The following is an 11,972-nucleotide window of genomic DNA, read 5'->3' as shown; positions in this document are numbered from 1 at the left end:
CCTGGTTATTGGGAGATTGTAGAAAGGAGAAATGAAATGAAATGAATATATTTTCATTAATGCCAATTATTATTATGGCGTTTGTATTTCTATTCATAATGCTGTGCTTGTTAGTAAATGTGATTTTTCTTTATTTTGAAAAGGAATTACCTGATCCATTGAAGTTGGCATTACCAGGAATGCTTACGTGTCTAATATTGCTTTTATTTCTTCATTTTATAAAATAAGTTATTTGTACAAATGTTGTTTACTAGATTTATCAAATTTGAATTTTGTATAAAAATGGAGGGAACGAAAATGAGAGAAGTTGAGTTTCGTGGTAAGCCTATCAAAGATTATGGTGATGCAAAATGGTTTTATGGAAGCGTAGTTATAAATTATGAAGATGAATTAGCTTATATTGAAGCTCCAGGTTATGGATGCGTTCCGATTGAATGGGAAACGGTTGGTCAATACATAGGGCTAAAGGATAAGTATGGTAAGAAAATTTATGAAGGTGATTTATTCTATTGGCGTGATACTTTACGACAAGTTGTATATAGGGAAGATAAAGCGGCATTCATGGCTAAAAGAGTGCAAGGTAAAAGTAATAATGATTTTTACTTTTATATGTGGAATTTACAAGATTTATTAGAACGAGTTGAAGTAATAGGAAATACCTATGAAAACCCAGAGTTTTTAAGAAACTAAACCAAAGTGTTATTGTATTACAATTTGAATTTTGTAGAAAAGTAGGGATGAGAGTAATGAAAAAATATGCAGTTGGGGTTTGCCCTTACGATGAGGATAATGTTGTAAAAATAGTTGAAGCCGAAAATGAATTATCAGCAATGGTAAAGGCAGTTGGTAATAACGAATCTTGGGGCATTGTTGAAGAGGAAATACCTTTTGATACTGTCGATGAAGGTATTTCATTTTATTTACAAGGTGATTTATCTGTGTCTAAACCTGTTGAAATTTAAAATAAACCTTTTTATTTGTATAAACCATTGAGGAACATATTAAATATTGCAAAGAACAATTACAAAAAAGTGGAGTTCGATTAGTACAAAATTGAATTTTATGCATTTTTTCCACAATAGGAGGCTATAAAATGGAGGCAATACAAGAATTAATATTAAAGTACGATTGGAATTTACTATGTTGGGAAGATAGATATAGTAGAGGTATATGGGCTATTGTTGCACCTGATCCAAACCATACATATGAAATAAGAGAGATTACAGATGGTGAAGGTATATTAAGTACGGCATTGAGTTTTTATTTCTGTAATGAAGGTTCATGGCTCCCTGTTTCTAATGGAAGTAATCTAAAGGATGTTTTAACGAAGCTTGATGACAAAATTAAACCGATGATCGGTAACGATATATGGAGAAGTAGTGTATATGACACACTTCAACATTTTATTGAGGAAGAATATAGTAATTTCGGTTTGGAAATTGCTCTTAAAAATAAAGTGAAGATTTTATTAAAACCAGAGGAATTATAACGGGTTATGGGAAAGCTGGATATTTGGAGAGAGGAATGATAATTTTGAAAAAACCAGTAAATTCTGATGAAACTACTTCTTGTTTTTGTTGTGACAAGTCTATTTTAATAAACTCAGCAAAACTTATGGATGGACTTTATTGCTGTAACAACTGTTTTGAAAAGCGTAAAGACATAATATTTAGACGTAGAACATCTAAAATAAATTTATTTCTTGTAGAAGACCAATTAACAAAGTTAGAAGCTAAGAGTAAAGCAAAACTAATTTCTCCGGATGAAGATGTTGAATACTAGTTTTTATCAAATTTGAATTTTATTAAAAAACAGATGGACCAACACATGGGTTAAATCCACCTTCAGGTGGGGGTACTATTGCCCGTTAATGCGGGTAAGGGTTGTTTTACCAGCACTAGTTGGTCTTGTCAGTCCAGTTCCAACAAGGTTAACAACCTATAGATTTTGAAATTTATTAAAAAGGAGAATGAAAATGAAATTATTAATTGATGTTTATTATTGTGAATCATGTGAGGAAGAATTTGCGGTAAATAAGGATAGAGAAGTGGTATGTTGTCCTCATTGCGAAAGTCAAGATATTGAAAAATCATATACAGGTTCTCATTCAAGGATATAAAGGTATTTCTATACAATTTGAATTTTATACGAAAATGGAGGGTAACAGGTGGAAATTATTAAAAGACCTATTCAAAACATAAAACAAGCTGATTGGGGTGTAGTTATTTGGATGAGTGCATGGACTTCTTTGATTGCACTCTGGGTTATTCCTGCACAAGCATATACAAGTGTTGGTGAGTCCATATCATTTTTATTCTCTTTAGACTTCTATTCAGTACCTACTGTATCAGAAAGTATATTAACAAACATGCAAAACAAAACAATTAACTTATTAAACATAGGAAAAGTAGTATTTTGGGTTATGACTATGGCTATGTTGTTCATGTTCTTATTTAAGAAGCCTAATTCAAAGTAAGACAATTTAAATTTTGCAAAGAAATGAGGGGATGAATCATGAATAAATTTCAAACTATGAAAGATTTGAAAGAAGAACTTAGGAGCAATGTTTTATGTTCGTTTCTTATTTTAATGGGTGCAATTATCAGTATTATTTTTGGTAATTTAACTAAGAATTTGTTTGATACTAATGTCTCTGTGTGGCTATATATTATAGCATGTTATGTAGTTCCTTTTATTTTCATGATATTAGAATTTTGGTTAGTTGTAAGAACGAAACGAATTGTTAAGGAAATAAACAATTTACAATAAAATATCATTTAAAGATGATGGGGGAGAATGACAATTGTATAAGAAGGAGTTGGAAAGTGAATATGGCAGCAGGAATGATAAAAATTTTTCTAGTGTTTATTGGAATCTTTATTTTAAGTACATTAACAATGATATGCTTTTATTTTTATAATAAAAGTAAGGAGAAAAAAACAAATTACTTAAAGGCTCTTATTGGATCACTAGTTGGATTAATAGCATCATTAATAGGACTTACACTTTGTAGGTTTAATCAAAATAATTTCAATTATATATACTCAAAATTTCAGGATGAATATCTAATAGAATTAAATAAAAATGTTTTTTTTACTGGATCTAGCGATTATGGATTACTATTTTTACTGTGTGTTATTATCTTTATTATCTTTTTTTATATCGGATCTAGAAAAAATTAATAATATTGTTTTATCAAAAAATGATGTTCAAATCAGAAAGGAATAATAATATGAGTGAATTATATAACAAACGTATTAAGCAGGCTTATGAAAATGCAAAAGGATCTATGGAGATTGAAGGTTTCAGATTTACAGAGTCTGATGAAAAATTAATTATCGCTTATCTGAAAAAAGAAATCACAAAAGAAACATTTATTAAAATTGCGAGGGAGCGTGCTAGAAAACATGGTAAATAAATCTCTTTACACATACGATGGCACGGATGTTTTAAAGAATAAATTTGGTATTAAGGATCAAGCGGAATTAGAAGAGTTAGAAAAATTGATAACCACGGCCAAAATCGCTGAATTAGAAATTAAGCCAATCCCAGGTAATTTTGATCTTGATCATCTTAAAAAGATACATAAACATATTTTCGAAGACATTTATGAATTTGCTGGCCAAATACGACAAGAAAATATAGCAAAAGATTTCTTTTCTTTTGGCGATGCTAGATTCATTGAATCAGGGGCAAAAGAACTATTTGGTCAACTAAAACAAGAAAATTACTTGAAGGTTATGAGTCCAGAAAAGTTTTCCGAAAGAGCAGCTCATTATCTAGCAGAAATAAATGTACTACATCCTTTCCGAGAAGGAAATGGTAGGAGTCAACGTGAATTCACTAGAACATTGGCCAAAAATGCTGATTATAAAATTGAATGGAATAGAGTTTCCAAAAGAGAAATGATGGATGCGATGATTAAATCCCATGTAAATACAAAAGAACTCGAAAATCTTATTAAGTCAGTGGTAACACCAATACAAAAGAACCCTGAAAAAACAATGATTAGAAACCAAAATAAAAGTTTGGAAAGGGGATAAATCTATATGCAATCAGACTTTTTTAGTCTAAATAAAATCTTAATTTGGATTGGCATAGGAATGTTGATATGTTTCTTTCTAAAAAAAATAAGTAATTATATTAGCAATTGGTTCTATCTAAGGAGATTATATAAAGGCAGCGATATATCGAAAAGTAAGTGTGAAAAATTTTATGTGGGTGAAATTACGAAAGAAGATTTAGGGGAATGGGAGAAAACGCTTAAAGACTTAGATGTCTTAATTCCTTTATCTAATCGTAATGGATCTATACCAGCTATTATAAATTATGATTTAGGCATAATGTATTCTACATCTAAAGAGATGTTTTCAGAGTATCTCACATTATATCATCCAGAGCATGAAAAAATAAGATTTCAATCTGAACAACTAACAGAGCTTAGAGAAAGAATTCTTCAAAAATATCTATATGAATTAATTTATGAATCCTTGAATTGTTTGGATAGTGAATTAGATAATGTTCATAATATAAAAGAGCAAATTACCAGCATAATAGATATTCAAAATAGTAGTAAGCTTTATATTGTATCAAAGAGTTGTGAAGCGACTTCGAGTGAAGAATTAATTATTATACTAAAAAAAATCAGCCAGTATGTATCTTGTACCAAATTTGAAATATGGCACAAAAGATTAAGTTTTTGTATGAAAATTGCTGAAGATAATCAACGTTTAACAAGAGAGGGAAAATAAATATGTATATGACGGTAGAAATTAACATGCACTTAAATAGAAAATTATCACATAAGGACACGACTGCTATAGCAAAGAAGCTTGGCGACTTTGGAACGATGGATGATTATGTGAATTTTGAAGGGGATTCACTTATATTTAAAATGACTAAAGAGAAAAATAGAAAGTATATAACTAAACTGCTTTCTTTTTTAGAACAATTTTTAGAGGATACGGATGTAAACAAAATAGGAATGATAAGTATAGAAGCAGAAGAAAATAATAATCTTCTCATTTATGCCTTTAAAAAGCACATTTTTATTACTATTGAAGGAATCAAAGAAGGGAAAAGAAGCTATAAAATTTTTGATGTGAAAGGCAATGAATATAAGTATAATATGGAAGGAACAGAACAGGTTCCTATTGAAAATCATGTGGCTGCAACATATTTTTTACATTATTGTAAATAAGGATTTTAAAGTAGAGAGGATTAAAATAAAATTCTTCACTTTTTCTTACTAAAAGGAAAAACATGTTCCTTAGAGAACATGTATAATAAGAACAGTAAGAGAAGGGAGAAGAACACATGAGCGAACAGGGATATTGGAGTAAAGAGATCTCTGAGCTATTACAAATTGGGGATAGTACACTGAGAAAGTGGTGTATTGCTCTAGAAAATCAAAAATATATATTTATTCGTGGCCGAAATAATAGTAGGGCTTTTGTTGATAAAGATATTATTGTTTTGAAACGAATGAAAGAACTTGTACAAGAAAAAAGTATAAATTTAGAAGTAGCAGCACAAATATTAGTAGCAGGTATGAATCCTGAAGAAAGAACAATGGGCGTTCCTGAAGAGGAACGCCCTGGAAACTATCTACAGACCATAAATATAGAAGTTCAAAAGCTAGAACAGATATTAGAACAACAAAAACAGCAAGAAGATTTTAATAAAGCACTTTTAAAAAAACTTGAAGAACAGCATAAATACTTTGAAGAACGGATGAACGAACGGGAAAAAAGGGCAGAAGAACGAGATAAGTTACTCTTACAAAATATAAGAGAAATGCAAGAAACAAAAAAATTGATAGCATCTAGTGAGCAAAAAAGGAAAGGTTTTTTTAGCAGGTTGTTTAGAAATACTTAACAAAATATCTGAGATGAGGGGAGAAAGAATGGAAAATAATACAGGAAGTATTGCTTTCTCGGATTTATCTAAGCTAAAAGAAGAAGTACAAAATGAGAAGCAATATTTAGTAGAAATATATAGAATCACCTTTGAAAATTTTTTAATTAATGTGTTTACAGCGGAACAGTTAAAAATTCGAATACAAGAAGCAATGAAAAAAGAGAAAAATGAAGTGACGTTTAGTTTTAGTAATATAAAATTTCCGTACTCCATAAATACTAATACATTTAGCTTTCAATACTTGATAAAAGAAACCTTTTTTTATAAATGGTTAATGTTAATGAAGATAGCAGTTATAAAAAAAGAATTTAAACAGTATAAAAAAGGGATTAATCAAATTTTTGAAGTACCTACTAAAAATGAGCTTACAATACAAGAAATTAAAGAAACTGTTTTAGACCAGAGTAAAAGATGGAATTTAATTCTCAATGAATTAAAAGCGGCTGGTATTAACAGTACAGTGGTAATTGAGGACAGTAGTACAATTATCTTAAAAATGAGTTGGTAAGCTGTAAAGAAATAGATATACCTATAAAGGAGTATTCATGTAGTTATTAGCAGATTATAAATAGAGAATAAATGAAGGTGATACCTTTAGGGAAAGGTAATGTTAGGTGATTGTTTTATGGAAAATTATATAGTTTGGTTAAAAGAACAAGGAAAAAGAGAGAATACAATTAAGCAATATGAAACTACATTAAAAGAGTTTATTCAGTGGTATGAAGATACAAATGGGGTTGTATTCCAGGGAGAGTCGATTACACCTATGGATCTTCAAGAGTGGAAACAATTTCTAATGGAAGTTGCAAAAACAAATAGTGGAAAACAATTATCTGTTTCTACAGTTTCTACAAAAATTGGTCGAGTAAAACCATATTTCAAATTTTTATATGAAACGAATAGAACGCAGACAAATCTAGGTGCAATGGTAAAACAACCTAAAATTCAAAATAAAAATGATGCTAAATGGCTTGATCGTATTTCTAAAAATAGGCTTATGAGGTACCTAGAGGATGTTGAATTAATTAAGAAAAATCCTTGGAAAAACTATAGGAATTTGGCAATAGTTAATATAATGTTACAGGCTGGATTAAGAGTCAGTGAGGTTTCCAAATTAAAACTAGATGATATTGAAGATGGTTTTATTTCTGTACGGGATGGAAAAGGTGGAAAAGCCAGAAAGATTCCTATGAATTCAGATGTAGTCAATAGCATTAATAAATGGAAAGAACATAGACAAATACATCAAGCTTTTAAAGAAAATCAAACAGAATATCTTTTTGTCTCTCAAAAAAATGGTCCACTATCAGTTGTAGGAATAGAAAATATCTTTAAGACAATTCGTAAGCATACGGGATTGGAGGAACTAACACCGCATGTACTTAGACATACTTTTGGCCATGATTTAGTACAAAAAGGTATTCCAATTTCATATGTAGCTGAATTGATGGGACATACGGATATAAATACAACCAAAATTTATGTTACAGCTGGCCAGCAAGAAAAACAAGAAGCTGTAGAAAAGTTAGCCTCTGGAAAGTATACAAAATAGTTTCTCTACTTAAAAGGTTGTAGTACTTGGAAATATTTCAGTACTACAACCTTTTAAGTAAAATAAATTAAAAGCAAGAAACCTTTAAATTATCACGGGGGAAGAAATGAAGGTGGAAAAATGACCGGTAATTTTCTTGTAGACAGTTTTATACTTATTGCATCGGTAGGATATTTGAGTTGTATTTTATACAAGCTAATTATAAATATAAGTGAAGATGAACATGAATAATTCATTAACACCTAATTTTATAGATAAAAATACCTAATTAATTAATTTTTATATGGTATAATATACCCAACATAGTTCTTTAAAGAACTCTATTTTGCAAATAGCTTAGAATATCTAAATCTAAATTTATTTTTTGAAAAGGAGTAATTTAATTGAGAGATATTTTACAAGTGAGAGAAATTTATAATGTATGACGGTGCTTTTTTTAGAGGATGTTTCAATGGTTTAAAACTAGTTGCTCCATTTTGGTTGATTATTGGTTTATTAGTTTATATGAACATCCAGTAATGGATTATAAGTAATTTTTAGGAGGTAAATTGATGGGAAAAACATTATTTATTGCAGAAAAATATAAAGTAGCACAGAAACTATTAAAATCTCCACGTTTCAAAAATTTAAAAAAGGTAAATGGCACAATGCCTTACTATGGTTATTTTGAAAATGAGGACTATATTGTAAGTTGGTGCCAGGGCCATTTATTAAGATTAAAATATCCAGAAGAAATTGATAGTAAGTATAAAGAATTTGATTTTGAACATTTGCCAATTCTTCTAGAACCACATCTTAAAGTTATAGAAGAAACTGAAGAACAACTGAATATCTTAGTAGAACTATTAAATAGAGAAGATGTTGATTTAGTGGTTAACTCATGTGATAAGGACAAGGAAGGAGAATTAATCTATCGTGAAGTTTATAGCTATGCAGGCGTAGATAAAAATGAAAAAAGGATATTTACAGCATCATATGAGCCAGCAGAACTAGAGGCAGCGCTAAATAACTTGTTACCAGGAGAAGAGTTTGATGCGTTAGCATCGGCAGCAAATGCAAGGCAGTATTTAGATTATGCCCTTGGAATCAATATAACCAGGGGATGTACAACTAAACTAGCTAATAATCAATTTTTATTAAGTTCTGGACGAGTACAAATGTGCTTACTTAATGAAATACGCCAACGTGAAATAGCTAGACAAAATTATAAGGAACAAACTTCTTATAATTTAAGAGTCTTAACAGCTCCAGGATGCACAGCTGTAATGAAAACTGAAGAACAAATTTTAGACTCAGCTCCATTAATACAATTAGCAACTAGAATTAAAGATACACAGTTAGTCGTAAAAGAATTTAGTGAAAAGGAAAGAAAAAAACAATCTAAATCACTATATAATTTAACGGATATTTACAAGGATGCTTTAGCAAAACTAAAGATCAGTCCTGAAGTCGCTAATAAACATATTCAACATCTATATGAGGAAGGATTTATTTCTTATCCTAGATCATCATCAAGACATTTACCAAGGGAACAAGTTAATAAAGTAAAAGAAATAATCACTGTTCTAGAAGAATCTAACTATAAAGAATTTGCAAACATGATTGATATTTCAACGGTTTCTGAGAAACATTCATCATTTAATGATGAATTAGTTAATAGTCATTATGCTGTTATTCCTACGACTAAAAAATATGATGGTGCAAATAAAAATGAACTAGAGCAAAAACTATACGAACTTATTGTAAAACGATTTATTAGCAATTTTATGCCGCCTGCTATATATCTTGTGCGTGAAGCATCCTTTGTTGATCAAGAAGGTAATGAATATGTATCAAAGGAAAGACTTTTACAGGAAAAAGGGTTTTTAAGTGTATTCCAAGAGGATGAAGAAGAAGACGACGTAAAAGAATTTAAAATCCCAATGCTAAGTGAAAATGATCGTTTATTAATTGTTAATCATGAATTAATAACATCTAAATCTAAAAAACCAGCATTACATACGGAAAGTACAATGTTAACTTTTATGGAGTCAGCCGGAAAGAAATTAGAGGATCAAAACTTGAAAGAATTAATGAAAGGAAAACGTATTGGGACTGTAGCAACAGAAGCTAAATTCATCCCAACCTTAGAAAATAGAGGATATATTGCTATTGAAAATGGGAAAATTAGTACGACTGAGATTGGAAGAGCATTTGTAGACACTTTCCCAGTAGAACAGGTAAAAAACCCTGAGTATACAGCGGAATTAGAAGGTATGATTACATCCATTGAAAATAAAGAAATGGACTATAACGAATTTGTCTTGCAAACAAATTCGTTTGTAGAAAAGGTAGTTGAACAGTTAGGGAATATAGATAGTAATGTGGCAATTAGAATGGTAAATACTCATAATAAACAAATAGAAATATGCACTTGTACATGTAAAAAGGGAAAAATCATTAACAAAGGAAAATTCTATGGATGTAGTACTTATCCAAATTGTGAAATGTCTATTCCTAAAAAGATAAAGGGAAAGAATATTCCAGAAGAACAAATAAAAAAACTTTTTAAAGATAAAAAAACAGATTTAATTAAAGGGTTTGAATCAGAGAAGGGGAAATTTGATGCATATCTAGCCTTTCATGAAGGAAGGGTGCGATTAGCACTCCCTACAATAGATGAATTATCATTAGGCAGATGTCCAAAATGTCAGAAGGGTAAAATTCTTTCAAAAGAAAAATTTTATGGATGCAGTGATTATAAAAATGGTTGTGATTATTCCTTTCCTATTAAATTAAAGGGAAAACTCATTCCTAAAGCACAAATAAAAAAATTGTTTAGTGGGCAAAAAACAGATTTTATCAATGGATTTCAATCTGAAAAGGGAGAATATACGGCTGCCCTACAATTAAAGGATGGTAAGCCAACATTTATATTTCCTACAATAGATGATCGTACATTAGGTAAATGTCCACTTTGTAGAAGCAGGGTACTTGTAGGAACAACAAATTATAAATGTGAACACTATAATAAAACATGTGATTTTAAGATTAACGGAACATATCTAGGTAAAAATATTACAAATAACCATATAAAAAAATTATTAGAAAAGAACTTAACAGATATGATAAAAGGTCTCAAATCTAATAAAACAGGTAAAGAATTTGATGCCCGATTATCATATAGCGTAGCACAAAAGCGGTTAACATGTATTTTTGAGAAATAGGATACCAGTTTATATTTTCATATTGCTAGATAAAGGGAGTTTGAAAAATGTTGAGATCTAGTTATTGTACTTCGATAGGATACCATATTGGTAACCTAGAAGTTGAAATAGTCATAGATACAAATTATCAAACAAAAGAAGAAGCTGAAAAATTGGAAAATAACACTTCTCTTCACCAGGCAAAGTTAGATAAAGAAAAACTAGTAATAAATGATTCAATTATTATAAACAAAGATGATATTGATAGATACCAGTTTAGATTATGCAAAGTATGGAATCCCATTATTTCAGCTACAGATTTTGAAGCAGTTTCATGGGATGAAGCAATACAATATTTATCTAAAGAATCTGGATTCAATATGTTCAATTTGGAATCTTATTACTTTGAAGTCCATAAGGGGAAGCATATAGTAACTAAGTAATAGGGGGCAAAGGAATGAATAATAATACTTTCATAGTCAGTCCTAGTAAATTTGGTGTAAGAAGAGAATATCTTATCCCAAGTTTACTATTGGAACAAAAAAAGAGCTTAATTGTATTTGATAATAACGTAAATAACTCATATGAGTATACAAATAAACAAAAACAGGAACAAGGATATCTAGTCTTTAAATACGATGTATTTGATGAAGAACTATATATAAAATTGCAGCAACTACTAACAGATAAAAATAATCAAAAATATATATTCTATATTCAGCAGGGAGCTTTTACATTAAACCAGGAATTTAGAACTAAAAATGGAAATGAAAAAATGGGAGAGTTATTTCGAATGATTCTAGAAGAAAGTACAAACTCTGGAATACACATTTTTATAAAAGATTTTCTTAGACATGATCCTGAGAATAAAGAGTTACTAAAAATCCTCAATACTGGACGGAGTAAAAAAATTAGTGTAACTATTATGGAATATTCTTATAAAGAATGTATTGAAGTGGTTAAGAATTGTTTTTCAAAAATATTTGTATTTGGAATTATGGATATAGGCGATGCAGAGTACTTTAGTAAAGCATCTAATAACCTCGTTACATCCGTAGAAATGATGTATATGCCTGATAATAAAGCGTTAGTTTTATTATCAAATAAACCTCCAAAGATTGTTGAAAAAGCAATGGCTTATAAAATGTAAAGAGTATAAGATTTTTTATTATTAACATACAAGTAAAAGAGAGATAGCAAACGCTATCTCTCTTTTATGTGAGTCACTATATAATAGGTAAATCAGCTAAATAATTTAATTTATAAAAACTGAAAATTCTGTATATTTTTTAGAAATATTTATAATAAACTTACTT

At 29.6% G+C, this 11,972-nt stretch carries 18 protein-coding genes; all 18 read left to right on the top strand.

Going from position 1 to position 11,972, the window contains the following annotated elements:
* Positions 1-297: 297 nt before the first annotated feature.
* Positions 298-690 carry a YopX family protein gene (locus QCI79_RS34265; protein WP_001209422.1) on the top strand — a complete coding sequence of 131 codons (393 nt, stop codon included), beginning with the start codon at positions 298-300 and terminating at the stop codon, positions 688-690.
* A 56-nt stretch (positions 691-746) separates the two neighbouring features.
* Entirely contained in the window at positions 747-962 is a 216-nt protein-coding gene (locus tag QCI79_RS34260) for a hypothetical protein (protein WP_000759646.1), read from the top strand.
* Between the two features lie 131 nt (positions 963-1,093).
* Positions 1,094-1,489, top strand: coding sequence for a hypothetical protein (locus QCI79_RS34255; RefSeq protein ID WP_000387432.1), 396 nt, complete (start codon positions 1,094-1,096; stop codon positions 1,487-1,489).
* Positions 1,490-1,524: 35 nt separating this feature from the next.
* Positions 1,525-1,782, top strand: coding sequence for a hypothetical protein (locus QCI79_RS34250; protein ID WP_000584743.1), 258 nt, complete (start codon positions 1,525-1,527; stop codon positions 1,780-1,782).
* Between the two features lie 193 nt (positions 1,783-1,975).
* Entirely contained in the window at positions 1,976-2,119 is a 144-nt protein-coding gene (locus QCI79_RS34245; RefSeq protein ID WP_000770710.1) for an FmdB family zinc ribbon protein, read from the top strand.
* Between the two features lie 48 nt (positions 2,120-2,167).
* On the top strand, positions 2,168-2,476 hold the full coding sequence (locus QCI79_RS34240) for a hypothetical protein (RefSeq protein WP_000402623.1): 309 nt from the start codon (positions 2,168-2,170) through the stop codon (positions 2,474-2,476).
* Between the two features lie 38 nt (positions 2,477-2,514).
* A complete protein-coding gene (locus QCI79_RS34235) occupies positions 2,515-2,769 on the top strand; it encodes a hypothetical protein (RefSeq protein ID WP_001032088.1) in 255 nt (84 codons plus the stop codon).
* Positions 2,770-2,831: 62 nt separating this feature from the next.
* Positions 2,832-3,182, top strand: a complete 351-nt coding sequence (locus tag QCI79_RS34230; RefSeq protein ID WP_003272627.1) for a hypothetical protein — start codon at positions 2,832-2,834, stop codon at positions 3,180-3,182.
* 50 nt (positions 3,183-3,232) lie between these two features.
* Entirely contained in the window at positions 3,233-3,418 is a 186-nt protein-coding gene (locus QCI79_RS34225; RefSeq protein ID WP_001293228.1) for an antitoxin VbhA family protein, read from the top strand.
* Positions 3,408-4,043: a Fic/DOC family protein gene (locus QCI79_RS34220; protein ID WP_000247595.1), complete on the top strand. Its 636-nt coding sequence runs from the start codon at positions 3,408-3,410 to the stop codon at positions 4,041-4,043. The genes QCI79_RS34225 and QCI79_RS34220 overlap by 11 nt, the downstream gene beginning before the upstream one ends.
* 6 nt (positions 4,044-4,049) lie before the next feature.
* Positions 4,050-4,751: a hypothetical protein gene (locus QCI79_RS34215; RefSeq protein WP_001190270.1), complete on the top strand. Its 702-nt coding sequence runs from the start codon at positions 4,050-4,052 to the stop codon at positions 4,749-4,751.
* Positions 4,752-4,759: 8 nt separating this feature from the next.
* On the top strand, positions 4,760-5,200 hold the full coding sequence (locus QCI79_RS34210) for a hypothetical protein (RefSeq protein ID WP_003272624.1): 441 nt from the start codon (positions 4,760-4,762) through the stop codon (positions 5,198-5,200).
* A 116-nt stretch (positions 5,201-5,316) separates the two neighbouring features.
* Positions 5,317-5,877, top strand: coding sequence for a DUF3967 domain-containing protein (locus tag QCI79_RS34205; protein ID WP_000003056.1), 561 nt, complete (start codon positions 5,317-5,319; stop codon positions 5,875-5,877).
* Between the two features lie 28 nt (positions 5,878-5,905).
* Positions 5,906-6,427, top strand: coding sequence for a hypothetical protein (locus QCI79_RS34200; RefSeq protein WP_000430093.1), 522 nt, complete (start codon positions 5,906-5,908; stop codon positions 6,425-6,427).
* A 117-nt stretch (positions 6,428-6,544) separates the two neighbouring features.
* Positions 6,545-7,471, top strand: a complete 927-nt coding sequence (locus QCI79_RS34195) for a tyrosine-type recombinase/integrase (RefSeq protein ID WP_000432941.1) — start codon at positions 6,545-6,547, stop codon at positions 7,469-7,471.
* A 551-nt stretch (positions 7,472-8,022) separates the two neighbouring features.
* Complete coding sequence (locus QCI79_RS34190; protein WP_000520758.1) at positions 8,023-10,677, top strand: type IA DNA topoisomerase; 2,655 nt, start codon at positions 8,023-8,025, stop codon at positions 10,675-10,677.
* Between the two features lie 47 nt (positions 10,678-10,724).
* Positions 10,725-11,099: a hypothetical protein gene (locus QCI79_RS34185; RefSeq protein ID WP_000946495.1), complete on the top strand. Its 375-nt coding sequence runs from the start codon at positions 10,725-10,727 to the stop codon at positions 11,097-11,099.
* Positions 11,100-11,113: 14 nt separating this feature from the next.
* A complete protein-coding gene (locus QCI79_RS34180; RefSeq protein WP_001063951.1) occupies positions 11,114-11,806 on the top strand; it encodes a type IV secretory system conjugative DNA transfer family protein in 693 nt (230 codons plus the stop codon).
* Positions 11,807-11,972: the final 166 nt, after the last annotated feature.

Source organism: Bacillus cereus group sp. MG1 (genome assembly GCF_040460035.1).
In the GTDB taxonomy this organism is placed as follows: domain Bacteria; phylum Bacillota; class Bacilli; order Bacillales; family Bacillaceae_G; genus Bacillus_A; species Bacillus_A cereus.
Note: the sequence above shows the minus strand (reverse complement) of the source record. Positions and strands in the feature narration are given on the sequence as shown.